Raw genomic sequence first — 19,462 nt, forward strand, 5'->3', positions numbered from 1 at the left:
TTCTTTTTATCCTTTTACGCCGCCTTCGACTAAATCACCTTTAATAAATCGTTCAGATAACGCATACATAATGATGACTGGTAAAGCGGTCACCAATGAAGCGGCCATCATTCGTCCCCAAATGTAGTCTGGTGTACTGAATAATGTGTTCAAACCGATTGGTAAAGTAAATTTTTCGGAGGTCGACAGGAAAATCGAAGCAAATAAATAATCATTCCACGAAACCATAAAGCAATAAACGAAGACAGAAATGATTCCAGAAATAGCCAATGGTATAATGATCCGAATAATGATCTGGATCCGGCTAAGACCATCGATCATTGCTGCTTCTTCAATATCAGTCGGAATCGTGTCAAAATAACTTTTTAGCATGAATATCGCAGTAGGAAGTGTTTGAACGACCATCGTGATAATCAGTGCTGTATTGGTATCATACAAACCTAGACCGGAAATGATTTTAAATAATGGAACAACGATCAAAATACCGGAAAACATATAAACGGTGTAAAAGCTAGCATTGATTTTCGAGCGAGCTTTGAAGCGTAGTTTTGACAAAGCGTATGCCCCGCTGATCCCAATCACTACTGCAGTTACGGAGGCTATCAAGGAGATCACTAAACTATTTTTGAAATACATGATGAATGGAAAAATCTCAGCATTGAAAATATCCTGATAATGTTCAAAAGTCCATTCTTTCGGAAAAATAGTTTGTGTCGTTGCAATTGCTTCTTGTGAATCCTTGAATGATGTCATCAGCATGATCAAAAATGGAAACAAATTGACAGCTAATAGCAACAAAATCGTCGCGTAAAATAAGATTTTCCTGCTCTTTTTATTTTTCATTTCAAGTCCACCTTCTTTCGTGAGAGCAAGACGACCGCTGCAATAATGATGAACAATAGAATCGATATAGCTGCTGCTTTTCCAAGATCATTGAACGCAAAGGCTGTCTGATACAAATAAACGCCTAAGATATTGACTTTATTCGTCAGTAGATAGACATCTGTAAACATATAGAACATCCAGATAGATCGTAAAACAATCACAGTTGCTAGTACTGGTTTGATTGCCGGCAGTGTCACGATCTTGAACTTCTGCCAAGCATTTGCACCGTCCATTTCAGCTGCTTCATAAAGCGTTTTGTCGACTGTTTGCAAAATAGCCAAAAATGAAATAAACGCATACGGATAGTATCTCCAGATAGCAAACAAAACGACCATAAAGAAGCTAGCAACTGGCTGGTCGAACCACAGCGGTGCTTCGTTGAAAAGCTGCAACCTATCTACTAACAGATCATTGACGATTCCATAACTATTATTGAACATATATTTCCAAGCAAAAATCAAAGAAATAGATGGCGTAACATAACTTAATAAAATCAGTGAACGCACCGTTTTCCTAAATCTGAACTTGCGGTTAAGCAAAATAGCTACGGCTAATCCTAAAGCTGTACTGCCTGCTACAACTAAGAATGTGTAAGCAACTGTTAAACCTAAAGAACGATAAAATTCACTATCACTTAAAATTTCAAGATAATTGCTTAATCCGATAAAAACGGCGTCTGAGTTAGGATTCAGCGGCATATCGAAAAAACTGATCTGAATATTGGAAAGCATTGGAATCAGCACTAAAACAGCTAATAAAAGCATGCTTGGTGCTAAAAGTCCCATGGCTAATTTTAAGTCAGAATGTTTCCTTGGACGATTCATTGAAACCTCCCCCTGATAATCTGCCAATAGCTATCTACTTTTTTCGAACACCATTGGCAGAACTTCTTGTTATTTCGTATTTTTTTGTGCGTCAGCTAAAGCTTGATCGACATCTTCGTTTCCGACAGTTACTTGGTTCACTGCTTTTCCGATCACACCTGAGCTTGTGATATCTCCCATTTTCGTGAAATTCTTTTCCCCGACTAGTCCAAAGACTTGTACTTCATCAAAAGCACTAGCAATCTCAGATGGCAGCTCGCCAAAAGACTTGATGACTTCATTTTCTTTGTAACCATCCAGTTCGACTACTTGTTTATTCACTGGTTGAGCACCACCAGGAGACATCAAGACCCACTTTTCCATGTTTTTCGGTTGAGATAAGAAAGCTGTGAATGCTTCAGCAGCCTCTTTTTGTTTCTCGTCTAGACCAGAAGAAATCGTCAATCCAGATACTGTGCCATAGACAGCTTGATCTTTTTGTGTTGGGATAGCAAAACCGATATTTTCTGAGTTCCCCGCTTCATAAACAGAAGGCAAAATGTAAGTTGAATAGATTGCCATTGGTGCTGTTCCATTCATGAAAGCATCTTTGATTTCTGTCACATCATTAGAGCCTGGCATCGTGTATTGGGATAAGTTTTGATAAAACGACAATGCTTCTCTCATCTTTTCCGTATCGATCGTTACCTCGCCTTCATCATCCAAAACATTTGCTCCATTTGACAAAGCAAATTGAGAGAACGCTTGCTCACTCATTGTTCCTTCAGCAGTAGGCATAGCAATTCCATATTGTTTATTCTCTTTATCTGTGAAATGTTGAGCAATTTTTAAAATATCATCCCAATTTTCTGGTTCTGAAAAACCAGCTTCTGATAATTTTTCTTTGTCATACCAAATACCTTGAACCCAGCCGCTAATTGGTGCAGCAATATAGCTTTTTCCATCTTCTGAACGAACAAGGTTTTTGGCTCCGTCATAATAATTATCTTCTCCAGCTTCCTCGATAACGTTTTGGACTGCCGTCTGATCAATCAGTTCATCTTTATCCATCACTTTAGCAAAATCCTGACTGACTTCCATTACTTCTGGTAATTTACCGGAACGAGCTAACGTAACGATTTTTGTATTGAACGCTGATTCTTCTACCGGCACTTGCTTGATTTTGATGTCTGGATTTTCTTTTTCAAAATCAGCAACCAGTTCATTGATCACACTTAATCGTTCCTGTTCGACAGAAGAGTGCATGAATTGAATCGTTGTCTGTTGTGATTCGTTAGAGCTTTGACTTTCACCACAAGCAGTAAGAAGAAATCCAGTAGCTAGCAGACAGGTAGTAACAATAATTTTTTTCATTTTTTTCCACCTCTTATTTTATTATTTTCAGCCACATATATTCATACGGCTGGAATATCAACTTTCGTTCTTGACTGCAATGGATAATTTGTCCAGAAAACAGGTCTAGGTAATCTCCTTTTGGTAAAAGATAACCTGCTGATTGATTGGAAAAATTATGGATAACTAAGACTTTCTCTTCCTTCGCTTCGCGAATAAAACTGATAAAAGAATCTGCTGAGTCCAGTAAGTAAATCAAACTATTCGGATGGAAGGCTTTTTCTTTTTTTCGAATAGATAGCATCTGGGTCAATTCACCATATACTGCTGTTCTTAATGGATCTGTCTGCAACTCTTTCTCAATATCTGCTAACAAAAATTTTTGCCGATTGATTTTTCGATTCTCTCCTGTTTTTTCTACGCCTTTGTAATCATTTCGACTTCCCAGCACACTTTGAATATAAATTGCCGGCACGCCTGGTAACGTTACCAAAAATGAATGAGCAGCTAAAAAGCGTTTGCTTCTCCATTCCGTCGTATCTGTTGGAGAACTTAACGCATCTAGATACGTAGCGTTTATCTCATATGGACTGGTCGTTCCATCTGGGTTTTTCTTGTAGTTTACTCGGGCACCCTCTTTCTTCAGCTGTTCCACTAATTCAAGGATCGTTTTTTCCGGCAGAATACCTCGTACCGGATTCAATCCGATACCGTCATGGGAGGCTAAAAAATTAAAAAAAGTTGTTTTTTTCGATGCGAAATCGATGGTTTTTAACCATTCTTTCAACTTACTTGTATTACCCGAACGAATCGCTTGAAGGGTCAAAGGTGGTAGCGAAAACTGATAGACCATCTGTGCTTCATTCTCGCCATTCCCAAAATAACTGATATTATCTTTGTGTGGCACATTTGTCTCAGTGATCAATACCGTTCCTGGAGCTGCTTCATCAGCGATTGCACGGAATAATTGGATGATTTTATGCGTTTCTGGCAGGTGTATACAAGAAGTTCCTAGTTCTTTCCATAAAAATCCCACAGCGTCCAAGCGAATAAATGAAGCGCCTTTTTCTAAGTAAAACAAAAGAATATCGATCATTTTCAATAAAACTTCTGGATTTTTAAAATTCAAGTCTACTTGATCTTCGCTAAAAGTCGTCCATACGTGTTTTTCTTTCCCGTTTTTGTCAATGAACGTTGTAAGTAACGGGCTGGTCCTTGGTCTAGTCACGCTGCTTGTATCTGTATCCAGTGGCAAATCAATAAAAAAATCTTTGTACGTATCATTCAAGTTTAAATATTCCTGAAACCAAGTACTTTCGGCAGACATATGATTGCAGACAAAGTCGAACATTAACCGTGTTTCGCTTCTCATTTCTTCTATATCTTCCCATGTGCCCAAACGGTCGTTGATTGCCTGATAATTTACAACGGAGAAACCATCATCAGATGTATATGGGAAAAATGGCAAGAAATGTACAACTCTAAATGTATCTGCCAAATACTTTTGATAAAATTTCTTAAATGTACGCAAAGTTGGTTGCTGCTCTTCAAAAAATTGATCCCCATAAGTAATCAAGAAAATATCTTCTTCGTCCCAATGCAGTTTGCCTGCCTGGCCTTTCTTCTGCTGATAAACACTGACTTTTTGTTCAATCATAGAGGCGGTTTTCTCAGCCAAATCTGAGTCGCGATAAATCGCTTGTAAAAGTTTTGTATACATCGGATTCCCCTTTCTTTTTTGGGAGCGTTCCCAACGATTTGATCATATTATGGAAAACGCTTACTGTCAATAGCATTTTTTTAAATAATTTTGATATACACAAAAATACAAATAAGAAAGCTTATGTATCAATAATTAATAGCTTCTTAAAAAAATATGGTCTCTCATGATCATGCAAGCTATTCCTAAATTTTCAAAATCATAGACAAAAAAGAATGTCTATTGTACTATGGAATTATTCTAAAACGCTCCCAAAAAGGAGGTGCATATAAAATTGAAACCTACTATTTATGACATTGCGAAAAAAGCTAATGTCTCAAAATCAACTGTCTCCAGAGTATTAAATAACCAGCCAAATATCTCTGATAAAGCAAAAGCAAGTGTACTTCAAGCAATCAAAGAATTGAATTATGAACCGAGCAAAATTGCAAGAGGACTGTCAGGAAATGGTTTTGACGCGATTCTAGCATTATCTCATCGTACTTCTCATACGACCTATGGCAATCCTTTTTTTTCAGATGTTATTCAATCCATTTCTGCCGTTTCTGAACAAAATAACTTCGACTTGATTCTACAAACGGCAAAAACACCAGAAGAAGAGCTAGAAAAATGCGCGAAAAAGATCCAAGAAAAAATGATCCGAGGAATTATTATTTTAAGCTCTACGATGGATGAAACACTTCTTTTTGAATTGGATCAATACAATATTCCTATTGTGGTAATCGGAAAAGTCGGAAACGACTACACGAACATCTACTCAGTGGACACGGATAATTTCCAGGATAGTTACGATTTGGTGGAAACACTGATCAAGAATGGACACCGTCATATCGGCTGTCTCCATGCTCCGACAGAAGTTTATGTATCCAATGATCGTCTCAATGGTTACCGTCAATGCTTATTTGATCACCACCTAGATATCCGTAATGAATGGATTATAGACGGCGGCTTTCGCTTAGAAGATAGCATGGCAGCAATGAATGATTTAATGAAGCTACGAGAAAGACCAACTGCGATTTTTTCTACCGATGCATTAAAATCATTGAGTATTTACAAAGTGGCAGAACAATCTGGAAAGCAGATACCTGATGATCTTTCGATCGCAGGATTCAGTGATCCCTTATTGTCCTCCCTATTTTCGCCACAGTTGACTCGGATAGACATTCCGACAAATCAGTTAGGAATCAAAGCCACAGAACTTTTATTCCAACTAATCCACCACCAATACCCTGAAGAAAAAAGAATCATTCTTTCAACCGAGATTACTCTCACAGATTCGATCCAACAACAAGAAATGTAGAACAGAATTATAAAAGAACAGAAACACTGAGGATAAGTCAGTTACTCTGTTCTTTTTTCAATCACTCATCCCTCGTTACCCCCTCCCGGTATTTTAGCGAATTTTTCTTATTTTCCATCTGTTTTAGATAGCTGTGGATAACTATAATGTTTGTGTTAAACTATTTTTTCCACAGGGAAGAAAAAACTATTTTTAACCACGTTGTGTATAAGTTTTTATAGTTCGTTTTTTTAAACACATTTACCCTTATTTCAATCCATGTTATTTGGGGATACTTATCTCTAAAACATAAATAGAATAACAGACATGTCTACTGGTTTTGTTTTATTCGAGGAATTATTCAATAATAGCTAGCAAAATATTAAAAATAACCGCTCTATCTTCCCATCAATTTATTTTGCATTCAAAAAATGATCTATCTTTACTTTTGTTGATTGACTTCTCTTGGAAGATGATCGTTCCGATACCTTAATTGGATACGAACCGATGTTGTTAAGATCCTTTCCCACTTTTCTTCTAGTTAGACAAATTATTTTAGACAAACCAAAAAAGAGGTTGTGACAATAATTTGTCACAACCTCTTTTTTAAAATATCTATTTTGTTTGATTGTTCATTGCGTCTTCTGCAGCCATTTGCGCTTCAATATCTGAAATACTGTAGACATTTTCGCTTGCTACACCGACTTCTTTTGGTTCCATGTCACGGTAACGTTGCATACCAGTACCAGCTGGGATGATCTTACCTATAATAACATTTTCTTTCAAACCAAGAAGAGGATCTTTCTTACCGCGGATCGCAGCATCCGTCAAGACACGAGTTGTTTCTTGGAATGATGCAGCAGATAAGAAACTATTTGTTTCTAATGATGCTTTTGTGATACCTAGTAAGACAGGTCGAGAAGTTGCAGGAACGCCTCCTGAGACTAGCGTATTGTAGTTTTGATCTTTAAAGTCTGCGATGTCTAATAATGTACCTGGTAAGATATCTGTATCACCTGGATCCATTACACGAACTTTACGCAGCATTTGACGAACCATTACTTCGATATGCTTGTCGCCGATTTCTACCCCTTGCATACGGTAAACACGTTGTACTTCACGAAGCAAGTAGTTTTCAACAGATAATACATCGCGAACTTGCAACAATTGTTTTGGATCGATTGATCCTTCTGTCAATGGTGCACCACGGTGGATCATATCGCCTTCTGCTACTTTCATACGTGCTGTATAAGGAACAGTATACGTACGTGTATCTGTTTTTCCTTTGATTGTTACTTCTTTGGTACGTGTTGCAGGATCTTCTGAGATATCGATGACATCCCCTGTTACTTCTGTGATCACTGCTTGCCCTTTCGGATTACGTGCTTCAAAGATTTCTTGGACACGAGGAAGACCTTGAGTGATATCGTCTCCGGCAACCCCACCTGTATGGAATGTACGCATCGTCAACTGAGTACCAGGTTCACCGATTGATTGAGCGGCGATCGTACCAACTGCTTCTCCGACTTCAACGTCAGAGCCAGTTGCAAGGTTGCGTCCGTAACAATGTTTGCAGACACCATGTTTTGTATTACATGTGAAGACAGAACGGATTGTCACTGTTTCGACACCTGCATCAACGATTTGTTTTGCGATGTCTTCGGAAATCAATTGGTTTCCTGCAATGATCAATTCATTTGTTTCAGGATGACGTACTTCTTTACGAGTGTAACGTCCCACTAAACGATCTTCTAATGATTCGATGATTTCATTTCCCTCGCGGATGGCTTGGATTTCAAGACCTCGGTCAGTACCGCAATCTTCTTCACGGATGATTACATCTTGGGCCACGTCAACCAGACGACGAGTCAAGTAACCTGAATCGGCAGTCTTCAAGGCTGTATCGGTCATCCCTTTACGAGCCCCGTGAGTTGAGATAAACATTTCCAAGACGGATAGTCCTTCACGGAAGTTCGAAATGATTGGCAATTCCATGATTCGACCATTAGGAGCGGCCATCAAACCACGCATTCCGGCAAGCTGTGTAAAGTTGGAAATGTTACCACGAGCTCCAGAATCAGACATCATGAAGATTGGATTTTTCGCTTCCAAACCTTCCATCAGTTTTTGTTGGATGCTGTCTTTTGCAGCATTCCAAACAGCAATGACACGTTCATAACGTTCGTCATCTGTGATCAGACCACGACGGAATTGTTTTGTAATAGTTTCAACTTGTTTATGGGCATTTTCAATGATTTCTTGTTTTTCATTCAGTACACTGATGTCAGCGATCCCTACTGTGATACCGGCATGTGTCGAATGTTTGTACCCTAAGTCTTTCATACGGTCAAGCATCTTAGAAGTTTCTGTTACTTTGAATCGTTTGAAGACTTCTGCGATGATGTTTCCTAAGTTTTTCTTCTTGAACGGTAATACTAATTCTTGCTCTTTGATATGTGCAGGAATATCAGTACCAGCTTCAACAAAGTATTTGTCCGGTGTTTGGACGGTCAAGTTGAAGTCTGTTGGTTCATTCAGATAAGGGAATTCAGGAGGCATGATCTCGTTGAAGATGATCTTACCAACTGTTGTGATCATCGTACGTTCTTTTTGCCATTCAGTAAATGGTTTTTCACCTAATGAGTTAGGGTTCACACCGATACGTGAATGTAAATGAACATATCCGTTGCGCCATGCGATAACGGCTTCGTTTTGATCTCTGAAGACCATTCCTTCGCCTTCGCGTCCTTCTTCTTCCATTGTCAAGTAGTAGTTACCTAGAACCATATCTTGAGAAGGAGTAACAACTGGTTTACCATCTTTAGGGTTCAAGATGTTTTGAGCAGCTAACATCAACATACGTGCTTCTGCTTGTGCTTCTTCATTCAATGGAACGTGGACAGCCATTTGGTCTCCATCGAAATCGGCATTATAAGCTTCACATACAAGTGGATGCAAACGGATTGCGCGTCCTTGTACTAAAACTGGTTCGAATGCTTGGATACCAAGTCGGTGAAGCGTAGGTGCCCGGTTCAGCAATACTGGGTGTTCCTTGATTACGTCTTCTAAAACATCCCATACTTCGTCTTCTTGACGTTCGATTTTACGTTTCGCATTTTTGATGTTTGAAGCTAGTTCGCGTTGAACAAGCTCACGCATCACGAATGGTTTGAATAATTCAATGGCCATTTCTTTTGGAAGTCCACATTGGTACATCTTCAAGAAAGGTCCAACAACGATAACGGAACGACCTGAGTAGTCGACACGTTTACCTAGCAAGTTTTGACGGAAACGACCTTGTTTCCCTTTCAACATATGAGAAAGAGATTTCAATGGGCGGTTACCTGGTCCAGTAACTGGACGTCCGCGACGACCGTTATCGATCAATGCATCTACTGCTTCTTGCAGCATACGTTTTTCATTTTGAACGATGATTCCAGGTGCATTCAAGTCTAACAAACGTTTCAAACGGTTATTACGGTTGATTACACGACGGTAAAGATCATTCAAGTCACTTGTTGCAAAACGTCCACCTTCTAATTGAACCATTGGGCGTAAATCTGGTGGAATAACAGGGATAACGTCCATAACCATCCAGCTTGGTTGATTTCCTGAAGCGCGGAATGCTTCTAAAATATCCAAACGGCGGATTGCACGTGTACGTTTTTGTCCTTGTGCAGATTTCAATTCTTCTTTCAATTCGGCTGCTTCTGCATCTAGATCAACATTATCAAGTAATTGTTTAATCGCTTCTGCACCCATAGCAGCTTGGAATTCTTGTCCATATTGTTCACGTTTTTCGCGATATTCGCGTTCTGTCAACAATTGTTTTTTCTCTAAATTCGTATTTCCTGGTTCGATGACTACATATGAAGCAAAATAAATGATTTCTTCCAAAGCGCGTGGGCTCATGTCTAATACAAGACCCATACGTGAAGGAATCCCTTTAAAGTACCAGATATGTGAAACAGGAGCTGCTAATTCAATATGTCCCATGCGTTCACGGCGAACTTTCGAACGAGTAACTTCCACTCCGCATCGATCACAAACGATTCCTTTATAACGGATACGTTTGTATTTTCCGCAGGCACATTCCCAGTCTTTTGTAGGACCAAAAATCCGCTCACAGAACAACCCTTCGCGTTCAGGTTTTAAGGTACGATAGTTAATCGTCTCAGGTTTTTTTACTTCACCGTAAGACCAGCTTCTGATTTTTTCGGGAGAAGCCAAACCTATTTGCATACTTTCGAATTTATTTACATCGATCAAAAGGGGTTCCCTCCATTTCATTTAATGGCAAACCGCAAGACGGCTGATCTTCGACCGCCTTGCAGCTCATAGACCGGATTAGTCTAAATTATCTTCTGCGGTTTCAAAGTTTTGGATGACATCGTCTTTTTCATCTTCCACTTGTTCAGCAGCTTTCTTTTCTAATTCTTTGGCAGTTTGCTGTTCGGCAAATTTTGTCAAAGCATCAACAGTGATCAAATCGTCGTCTTCATCGTCCATGTCGCGAAGTTCGATCTCTGTTTCTTCGATATCCAAGACACGCATGTCCAGACCTAGTGATTGCAATTCTTTCACCAATACGCGGAATGATTCCGGTACACCTGGTTTTGGAATTGGTTCACCCTTGACGATTGCTTCGTATGTTTTCACACGTCCGACTACGTCATCTGATTTGTATGTCAAGATTTCTTGTAAAGTATAAGCCGCACCGTAAGCTTCCAGTGCCCATACTTCCATTTCACCAAAACGTTGTCCACCAAATTGAGCTTTACCTCCCAATGGTTGTTGTGTAACCAATGAGTAAGGTCCGATTGAACGTGCATGCAATTTGTCATCGACCATGTGAGCAAGTTTGATCATGTACATCACACCGACAGACACACGTCCATCAAATGGTTCACCTGTACGTCCGTCGTACAGAACAGTTTTCGCATCGCTGGCCATACCGGCTTCACGAACTGTTTCCCATACGTCTTCATCACTTGCACCATCAAATACTGGCGTTGCTACGTGGATACCTAACTGACGTGCAGCCATACCCAAGTGTAATTCCAATACTTGCCCGATGTTCATACGTGAAGGCACCCCTAAAGGATTCAGCATGATATCGATTGGTGTTCCATCAGGTAGGAATGGCATATCTTCTTCCGGCATAATACGGGATACAACCCCTTTATTTCCGTGACGACCGGCCATTTTATCCCCTTCATGGATTTTACGTTTTTGAACGATATAAACACGAACTAACATGTTTACGCCTGGTGACAATTCATCTCCAGCTTCACGAGTAAAGATTTTCACATCGTGAACGATACCGCCGCCGCCATGTGGTACACGTAATGATGTATCGCGGACTTCACGAGCTTTTTCGCCAAAGATCGCATGCAATAGACGTTCTTCTGCAGATAATTCTGTTACCCCTTTTGGCGTGACTTTCCCTACAAGCAAATCGCCATCTTGGACTTCTGCACCAATACGGATGATACCCATTTCGTCTAAATCTTTTAATGCGTCTTCCCCGACATTAGGGATTTCGCGTGTGATTTCTTCAGGTCCTAATTTTGTATCGCGGGCTTCTGATTCATATTCTTCAATATGGATAGAAGTGTATACGTCATCTTTTACCAAACGACGGCTCATGATGATCGCATCTTCATAGTTGTACCCTTCCCAAGTCATGAAACCAACTAAAACGTTTTGGCCTAGAGCCATTTCGCCTTGTTCCATAGATGGTCCGTCTGCCAGAGTATCCCCTTTTTCGACTTTCTCACCCAAATGAACGATTGGACGTTGGTTGTAGCTTGTTCCGGAGTTTGAACGACGGAATTTTGTTACATCGTATTTATCTAATGCACCGTTGTCGCGGCGTACGCGGATTTCAGAAGCATCAACGTATTCAACGACACCGTCATGTTTACATAACAAAGCAGCTCCTGAGTCATGCGCTGATTTGTATTCCATACCAGTACCAACCCATGGTGCTTGAGGATTGATCAACGGCACTGCTTGACGCTGCATGTTGGCACCCATCAAGGCACGGTTGGAGTCATCGTTTTCCAAGAAAGGAATACATGCTGTCGCAACGGCAACTACTTGTTTAGGTGATACGTCCATGTAGTCTACTTTATCAATAGATACTTCTAAGTTTTCACTTTGAGCACGAGCCATAACAACGTCTTGAGCAAATGTTCCATCTTCATTCAATGGGCTGTTTGCTTGGGCTACGATGTAATGGTCTTCGATATCAGCTGTCAAGTAGTCGATTTGGTCAGTAACACGACCTGTTTCACGGTCTACACGACGATAAGGTGTTTCGATAAATCCGAATTTATTTACTTTCGCATAACTGGACAAACTATTGATCAACCCGATGTTTGGGCCTTCAGGAGTTTCGATCGGACACATACGGCCATAGTGGGAGTAGTGAACGTCACGAACTTCATAACCGGCGCGGTCACGAGTCAATCCGCCAGGTCCTAAGGCTGAAAGACGACGTTTGTGTGTCAATTCGCCAAGAGGGTTTGTTTGATCCATGAACTGTGACAACTGAGAAGAACCAAAGAATTCTTTGATACTTGCCACAACTGGACGGATATTGATCAATTGTTGAGGTGTCAATGTTTCAGTATCTTGGATCGACATTCTTTCACGAACCACACGTTCCATACGTGCTAGCCCGATACGGAATTGGTTTTGTAAAAGTTCACCGACTGAACGGATACGACGATTTCCTAAGTGGTCGATATCATCGACATTGCCGATACCTTCCATCAAGTTCAAGAAATAGCTCATTGAAGCAATGATGTCGGCTGGACGAACCGTTTTTACAGCTGCTTCTGGATAGCCGTTTCCGATCACGTTTACTTCACGTTCAGGGTCTCTTGGTGAAAATACTTTGATGACTTGGACAGTCATTGGATCTGTGACCACACCGTCTTCTGATGGATAGTAAGTCACTGAATTTAGGCCATTATCAATGAAAGGAGCTAGTGTTTCCATGACTTGGTGAGTCAGAACTGTTCCTTTTTCAACGATGATCTCGCCTGTTTCTGGATCAACTAATGTTTCAGCTAATGTCAGATTCAATAGACGTGTTTTCAAATCTAATTTTTTGTTTACTTTGTAACGACCAACGTTTGCTAAGTCGTAACGTTTTGGATCGAAGAAACGAGCATTCAGCAAGTTACGTGAGCTGTCTGCTGTTTTTGGTTCGCCTGGACGCAAACGTTCGTAAACGTCTTTCAAACCTTCTTCTGTTCTTGAGTCGCTTGCGTTTTTATGCAAGTCTTTTTCGACTGTATTGCGTAATGTTTCGCTGTCGCCGAAGATTTCAAAGATCGTATCATCGGAACCAAATCCTAACGCACGAACTAATACGGTTAAAGGAATCTTACGTGTACGGTCGATACGTACATAAGAGATGTCTTTTGCATCAGTTTCCATTTCTAGCCAAGCTCCACGGTTAGGGATAACAGTAGAACCGAATCCTTCTTTTCCGTTTTTGTCGACTTTTCCATGGAAATAGACACCTGGTGAACGGACTAACTGAGAAACGATTACTCGCTCTGCCCCGTTGATGATGAATGTTCCTTGTTCTGTCATTAATGGGAAATCACCGAAGAATACTTCTTGTGCTTTGATTTCGCCAGTCTCGCGGTTTGTCAAACGCAATGTTACATGTAATGGTGCAGAGTAGTTTGCATCATGCGCACGAGCTTCTGCTACTGTATACTTTGGTTCTTTCAATTCATAATCTACAAATTCCAAAGATAGATTGCCATTGAAGTCATCGATTGGCAAAATGTCTTCAAACATTTCTCTAAGTCCCTCATCTAAGAACCATTGGTAAGAGTCTGTTTGAATTTCGATCAAATTTGGTAATTCCAACACTTCACTGATTCTTGCGAAACTTCTACGTTCGCGATGTTTTCCGTATTTTACTACGTGTCCAGCCAAGCTCTTCACCCCTCTAAAATGTCATTCAAAAAGACTACCCGATCAATTGTTACAATAATATTTCAAATATTATTTTTAGGTAACAACAGACATTTTTTGCGGCTTTTAGGCAAAAAAAAACCAAAAATAGAACATTCTCTTGAAACCTTACTTCGTGAGCTTCTACTTTTGTTTCCTTATATTAAAGCCGAAACGGACAATATTTCGTTTCTGCCTTTTCTTCATCAGATAGTTTTTGCAACTTCATATACTACACTTATTTTCTATAAAAGTCAACACTTCCTGGCGTTTCTTCTGCTTTTTCGCAACATTTTCTTAATGTTTTCAATTTTATGTTTTCAATTATCTGACAATTCTTAATTGACAGACCTTTTTATCTCGGTTATACTTTAGAAAATTCATTTTGTGGAGGAACTTCTATGCGAACCAACATCAACCAAATCGCACCAACACAACTGAATAACTTTTACTTTAGCTACTTTAGATAGGTTTGTATTCATCATGATGGATACAAACGTTAAACGACAGTTTGTATCTATGATGGCTAAAGAACTTTGTATTGCAGCAAAAAGCCACGTAGACAAAATGCTAAGTGGCTGAGCAATGAAAATACAAAGTAAAAGTATCAAGCATTCTACTTTTTCAATTTATTTTCCGACTTTTCAATCCATTTGGACATTTTGTCTGAATGGATTTTTTGTTTCCCAAAATTAAGGAGGAAAAAGAAATGAAAAAAAATATAATCATCGGATTAGGCGCTGCCCTGCTACTAGCTTTAGGAGGTTGCGCACAAAAAGACAATTCCGCAGAGGCATCAGATGGACAAAAAACAATTGGCGTATTGCAACTTGTACAACATAACTCGTTAGATGCTGCCTATAAAGGATTCAAAGAAGGATTAGCAGAAGAAGGGTATAAAGAAGGCGATAATCTAACAATCGATTATCAAAATGCCCAAAACAATCAAGACAACCTGAAAAGTATGAGTGAGAAACTCGTCAAAGAAGATCCTGATTTGCTACTTGGAATCGCCACTCCAGCAGCACAATCTTTATTAAATGAAACAACCACTATCCCGATGACTGTCACAGCGGTCACAGACTTGGAACAAGCCCATTTAGTCACATCCAATGAAAAACCTGGCGGCAATGTGACTGGCACGACAGATATGGTGCCAATCGAAAAACAAATCGGCTTACTGTTAAATATCGTGCCAGACGCCAAAACAATCGGCATCATGTATAACAACGGTGAAGCAAACTCTAAGATCCAAGCTGATTTGGCAGAAAAAGAATTGAAAAAAGCGGGCGTCAAAGTCAAAGTACTGACAGCAAATTCCACAAATGATGTCCAACAAGTGACGAAAAGTCTAGCTAAAGATGTAGATGGAATCTATATTCCTACTGATAACACGTTCGCAAGTGCGGCAAGTGTTGTCGGTGAAGTCGCAAAAGAAACAAAAACACCTGTCGTTGCTGGCGCAGTTGATCAAGTCAAAGACGGCGGTCTAGCAACAGTAGGAATCGACTACGAAAGCTTGGGCAAACAAACAGGGATCATGGCAGCAAAAATCTTAGACGGCAAGAATCCAAGTGAACTTCCTGTCGAAACAGCGAATGATTTGGAACTGTATGTCAATAAAGACATGGCCAAAGCATTAGGCATCAATCCAGACAGCATCAAAGAAGCTGAATAAAACACAGGAGGATTCTCATGACACATTTGCTCTCTCTTTTCTTATCATCTGCATCGCAAGGGGTCTTATGGGCCCTACTTGCGATTGGTGTATACGTCACTTTCCGTATCTTGGACATTGCCGACTTGACTGCTGAAGGAAGCTTTCCTTTAGGTGCAGGGATCGCGGCAGTAAGTATTACAAATGGCTATCATCCATTGACAGCTTGTCTTCTAGGCTTTTTAGGGGGTGCGGCAGCAGGGCTTGTTTCCGGACTGCTTCACACAAAATTGAAAATTCCCGCCCTTCTTGCAGGGATCATCACCATGACTGGTTTATATTCTGTCACATCCCGTGTGATGGGTGCGCCGAACATCTCTTTATTGGGTCAGCCAACGATCTTTCATTGGGTCGAGTCATTCGGCATAACAAAAGACAACGCTGTACTGATCGTCGGTCTGCTTTTTGCTTTGATCGTTGTATGTTTACTTGTTTTGTTCTTACGTACAGAAACAGGACTTGCTATTCGTGCAACTGGCGATAATCTGGCAATGAGCGAAGCAAACGGGATCAACACAGATAATATGAAGATCATCGGTTATATGATTTCTAATGGATGCATTGCTCTTTCTGGCTCCTTGCTTGCGCAAAACAACGGCTTTGCTGATTTAAATTCTGGTATTGGAACGATCGTAATTGGACTTGCTTCTATTATCATCGCAGAAGTTTTGTTACGTAACCAGCCACTATTTCTCCGTCTCTTGACTGTCGTTTTAGGTGCGGTCATTTATCGTTTTATTTTAGCGTTAGTCTTCGAACTGAATGTTGAACCAAGTGATTCGAAACTTGCTTCTGCTTTCGTGCTAGTGATCTGTCTTTCTTTCCCGCAGATCCAGCAAAAATTCCATTTACCTCAAAAAAAGAAAGGCGGTAGTGTCAAATGAATGACGTCTTAACATTGGAAAATCTCCATCATACCTTTGAAAAAGGAACGATCAACGAAAATCATGTCCTGAAAGGCATTAATCTTTCCTTAGATCCCGGCGACTTCGTGACGATCATCGGTGGAAATGGGGCTGGTAAATCTACTTTGCTGAACAGCATCGCCGGTACATTTTCTGTCGATCAGGGTCAAATTTTATTGAATGGAAAAAATATCACGAAAAAATCTGTTGTCGAACGTTCGAAATCCATCAGTCGCGTATTCCAAGATCCTAAACTAGGGACAGCCGTTCGTTTAACGGTAGAAGAAAATCTTGCTCTTGCTATGAAACGAGGAAAAAAACGCGGCTTCTTCCGTGGTGTCAAACCACAAGACCGAACATTTTTCAAAGACCAGCTGGTTCGGCTAAATTTGGGGTTGGAAAATCGTTTATCCTCAGAAATCGGTTTGCTGTCTGGAGGACAACGTCAAGCTATTACGTTATTGATGGCCACATTACAGCGTCCAGAACTGATCTTATTAGATGAACACACTGCAGCGCTTGACCCTGCTACTTCCAAAACGGTGATGGAATTGACAGAAAAGCTGATCACTGAGCAGAATCTCACTGCTTTTATGGTCACTCATGACATGGAAGACGCGATCCGCTATGGGAGTCGACTGATCATGCTGCATCAAGGAAGGATCGTCGTAGATATCCAGCAAGAGGAAAAACAGCAGCTCACAGTGCCCCAATTATTAGCGTTGTTCAAACAAAACAGCGGCACGGCATTAAAAGACGATCAAGTACTTTTATCTTCATAATCAGAAAGAGGATGGGACAAAAAATGAACGCCCACCCTCTTCTTTTTTCTCTTTCCTTCTTTCGTTTTTGCTTTATGTATCAACCGTTGTTTCTTCGAAAACTATTTTGTTCTCTCCTTCTTCCTGATAGAATGGATGGGAAAGGAGCTTGATGCCATGACAACGAAAGACAAGGTACTTCAATTATTGAAAAAGACACCAGATTTTCTTTCCGGAGAAAAGTTGGCACAGCAACTGGAAGTTTCCCGGACAAGTATTTGGAAAGCCATCAAAGAATTGGAAAAGGCAGGCTATCGTTTTGAGCACGGGCCTACAGGGTATCGTTACCTGCCCTCTGACGTACTAGATGCAAAAGAAATCCAGCAAGAGCTACGGTCGTTTATTCCTGATTTGAAAGTACAAACGATGTTGACTTCTGAATCTACGATGAAAGATGCCAAACTGGCAGCAGCTCAAGGAGATTCTGTTTCGAAGTTATTTGTTGCTGATACACAAGAACAAGCTCGTGGACGTTTTGGACGGCCTTTTTTCGCTGAACCTGGACGAGGAATCTACATGAGTCTCTTGCTCCATCCAGACAAACGGTTTGATGAATTGCCTCAATATACGATCATCGCAGCCAGTGCCTGTGTGAAAGCCATTGAATCTGTAACCGGTCGTTCTGCTTCGATCAAATGGGTCAATGATATCTACATGGATGGAAAAAAAGTCTGTGGGATTTTATCTGAAGCAGTCAGTGATATGGAAAGCGGCAGGATCAGTCATATCATCATTGGGATCGGGCTTAATTTTTCTGTTCCTCAAAATCATTTTCCAGCTGATCTCCAAGAAAAAGCCATCTCTGTCTTTCCCGACGGACAAGCTAGTGTCACAAGGAATCAGCTAATCAGCAAAATCTGGCAAGAATTGTTCACTTATCTTTCTCACCCAGAAAAAGCGTTGGACTTCTATAAAGAAAAATCATTCGTATTGGGAAAAACCGTGTCGTTCAATCAAAAAGGAACGACTTATGTCGGTCTTGCAAAAGAAATCGGTGATCATGGCGAACTGATCGTCCAAACAAATGAACAGAAGATGAGTTTGTCTTCTGGCGAAATCAGTCTCACATCTATCCGTACGCAATAATTATCAGATTTCACAAAAGGACACCTGATCTCATACAGTGTCCTTTTTTCTGAATTCTCTTCAAAAGACTCTCCTTATTCTATCAGCTGACAGTTTCTCTATCCTCTAGAAAAAGGTATTCTAAAAATATCTATAAAGCATGGTACACTTTCTTTAAATGAATCAATGCAAAAAACAAGAGAGTCATCAGTTTACACGATCAAAAGAGATAGCAGGCCGCTTCCTTTTTCAATCTTATAGATAGACCATGGGTAACGATAAAAACAAAAAAGAACTTGCGACTTATTTTGCCGTAAGTTCTTTTTTAGCTAGTGCCTTAATCTCTTAATCCCAACAAACGTCTCGCATAGATCACCTGACCAGAGTGCATAGCAGCATCATCAATAATAGAAACGAGACGCATTCCTCGTGTGACTGGTGGTGTCCAGTTCTCGTCAATTACTTCATCTAGCTCGGAAGGTTCCAGCCTTCTTAAGTAAGAAATAGCAAAATCAGCAGCTCCTCGCAAGTATCCTAGCAGATCTTCTATTTGATTAGCTTGGATCTGCTTTGCTTGTTCCAGACTATGCTTCCAATCTTGTTCGTTATCTGCTATCGTCATCGGAAACCGGCTTTCCCAGTCTTGACTATGCCAAATTGGAGAAGTTCCTGCTAAATCAGCAATCTGGAAATCTAATTCTCGAGCGGTATGCCAAGCCAGCCAAGTCATTGATTTGATCTGCGGGGCTCTATCTTCCACTGGAAAACGATTGGCCTCCTCAATAGAGACGCCTTCAAACAAACGTTCAAACCGATCGTATGCCCGATCCACACTCTCGCATAGCATATCTAAATAATCCATTTATTTTCCTCCTTTTTATTTATCCTACTTACTTTTTCCTAATTCTAGGATACCTACTTATATGTTACT

Annotated in this window: 12 protein-coding genes; 5 read left to right on the forward strand and 7 right to left on the reverse strand. The window is 40.3% G+C overall.

Annotated features, from left to right (window positions below):
* Positions 1-6: 6 nt before the first annotated feature.
* The 4 genes from PYW34_RS11990 to PYW34_RS12005 all read right to left on the reverse strand — a co-directional run bounded on the left by PYW34_RS11990 (position 7) and on the right by PYW34_RS12005 (position 4,761).
* Positions 7-843 (reverse strand): carbohydrate ABC transporter permease, encoded by an 837-nt coding sequence (locus tag PYW34_RS11990; protein ID WP_002288133.1) that lies wholly within the window; start codon positions 841-843, stop codon positions 7-9.
* Positions 840-1,709 carry a carbohydrate ABC transporter permease gene (locus PYW34_RS11995; RefSeq protein WP_002288134.1) on the reverse strand — a complete coding sequence of 290 codons (870 nt, stop codon included), beginning with the start codon at positions 1,707-1,709 and terminating at the stop codon, positions 840-842. The genes PYW34_RS11990 and PYW34_RS11995 overlap by 4 nt, the downstream gene beginning before the upstream one ends.
* A 69-nt stretch (positions 1,710-1,778) precedes the next feature.
* On the reverse strand, positions 1,779-3,062 hold the full coding sequence (locus tag PYW34_RS12000; RefSeq protein ID WP_002288135.1) for an ABC transporter substrate-binding protein: 1,284 nt from the start codon (positions 3,060-3,062) through the stop codon (positions 1,779-1,781).
* 13 nt (positions 3,063-3,075) lie between these two features.
* Positions 3,076-4,761, reverse strand: a complete 1,686-nt coding sequence (locus PYW34_RS12005) for an alpha-amylase family glycosyl hydrolase (RefSeq protein WP_002322824.1) — start codon at positions 4,759-4,761, stop codon at positions 3,076-3,078.
* 274 nt (positions 4,762-5,035) lie between these two features.
* Between PYW34_RS12005 and PYW34_RS12010 the strand changes: the two genes are divergently transcribed.
* Positions 5,036-6,061: a LacI family DNA-binding transcriptional regulator gene (locus PYW34_RS12010; RefSeq protein ID WP_002288139.1), complete on the forward strand. Its 1,026-nt coding sequence runs from the start codon at positions 5,036-5,038 to the stop codon at positions 6,059-6,061.
* A 594-nt stretch (positions 6,062-6,655) separates the two neighbouring features.
* Here the strand turns inward: PYW34_RS12010 and rpoC are convergent.
* Positions 6,656-10,309, reverse strand: coding sequence for a DNA-directed RNA polymerase subunit beta' (rpoC, locus tag PYW34_RS12015; RefSeq protein WP_002295965.1), 3,654 nt, complete (start codon positions 10,307-10,309; stop codon positions 6,656-6,658).
* Between the two features lie 78 nt (positions 10,310-10,387).
* The gene (gene rpoB / locus PYW34_RS12020; RefSeq protein WP_002295964.1) at positions 10,388-14,005 is read right to left on the reverse strand and encodes a DNA-directed RNA polymerase subunit beta; all 3,618 of its coding nucleotides are present in this window, start codon (positions 14,003-14,005) and stop codon (positions 10,388-10,390) included.
* A 727-nt stretch (positions 14,006-14,732) separates the two neighbouring features.
* On the opposite strand from rpoB, the gene PYW34_RS12025 reads away from it, so the two are divergent.
* The 4 genes from PYW34_RS12025 (at position 14,733) to PYW34_RS12040 (ending at position 18,552) form a co-directional block, all read left to right on the forward strand.
* Positions 14,733-15,701, forward strand: coding sequence for an ABC transporter substrate-binding protein (locus tag PYW34_RS12025; RefSeq protein WP_002289394.1), 969 nt, complete (start codon positions 14,733-14,735; stop codon positions 15,699-15,701).
* A gap of 17 nt (positions 15,702-15,718) precedes the next feature.
* The gene (locus PYW34_RS12030) at positions 15,719-16,624 is read left to right on the forward strand and encodes an ABC transporter permease (RefSeq protein WP_002334560.1); all 906 of its coding nucleotides are present in this window, start codon (positions 15,719-15,721) and stop codon (positions 16,622-16,624) included.
* Entirely contained in the window at positions 16,621-17,427 is an 807-nt protein-coding gene (locus PYW34_RS12035; protein WP_002289388.1) for an ABC transporter ATP-binding protein, read from the forward strand. The genes PYW34_RS12030 and PYW34_RS12035 overlap by 4 nt, the downstream gene beginning before the upstream one ends.
* Before the next feature lie 156 nt (positions 17,428-17,583).
* Entirely contained in the window at positions 17,584-18,552 is a 969-nt protein-coding gene (locus PYW34_RS12040) for a biotin--[acetyl-CoA-carboxylase] ligase (RefSeq protein WP_002297289.1), read from the forward strand.
* Between the two features lie 316 nt (positions 18,553-18,868).
* Here the strand turns inward: PYW34_RS12040 and PYW34_RS12045 are convergent, their stop codons facing one another.
* Positions 18,869-19,393, reverse strand: coding sequence for a DinB family protein (locus PYW34_RS12045; RefSeq protein WP_002289384.1), 525 nt, complete (start codon positions 19,391-19,393; stop codon positions 18,869-18,871).
* Between the last annotated feature and the right edge of the window lie 69 nt (positions 19,394-19,462).

Origin of the sequence: Enterococcus faecium (assembly GCF_029023785.1) — a bacterium.
GTDB classification, from domain to species: domain Bacteria; phylum Bacillota; class Bacilli; order Lactobacillales; family Enterococcaceae; genus Enterococcus_B; species Enterococcus_B faecium.

What these genes read in the sequence shown, in the direction of transcription:
- PYW34_RS11990 (WP_002288133.1), bottom strand. Translation starts at nt 843, where the DNA reads ATGAAAAATAAAAAGAGCAGGAAAATCTTATTTTACGCGACGATTTTG.
- PYW34_RS11995 (WP_002288134.1), bottom strand. Translation starts at nt 1,709, where the DNA reads ATGAATCGTCCAAGGAAACATTCTGACTTAAAATTAGCCATGGGACTT.
- PYW34_RS12000 (WP_002288135.1), bottom strand. Translation starts at nt 3,062, where the DNA reads ATGAAAAAAATTATTGTTACTACCTGTCTGCTAGCTACTGGATTTCTT.
- PYW34_RS12005 (WP_002322824.1), bottom strand. Translation starts at nt 4,761, where the DNA reads ATGTATACAAAACTTTTACAAGCGATTTATCGCGACTCAGATTTGGCT.
- PYW34_RS12025 (WP_002289394.1), top strand. Translation starts at nt 14,733, where the DNA reads ATGAAAAAAAATATAATCATCGGATTAGGCGCTGCCCTGCTACTAGCT.
- PYW34_RS12030 (WP_002334560.1), top strand. Translation starts at nt 15,719, where the DNA reads ATGACACATTTGCTCTCTCTTTTCTTATCATCTGCATCGCAAGGGGTC.
- PYW34_RS12035 (WP_002289388.1), top strand. Translation starts at nt 16,621, where the DNA reads ATGAATGACGTCTTAACATTGGAAAATCTCCATCATACCTTTGAAAAA.
- PYW34_RS12040 (WP_002297289.1), top strand. Translation starts at nt 17,584, where the DNA reads ATGACAACGAAAGACAAGGTACTTCAATTATTGAAAAAGACACCAGAT.
- PYW34_RS12045 (WP_002289384.1), bottom strand. Translation starts at nt 19,393, where the DNA reads ATGGATTATTTAGATATGCTATGCGAGAGTGTGGATCGGGCATACGAT.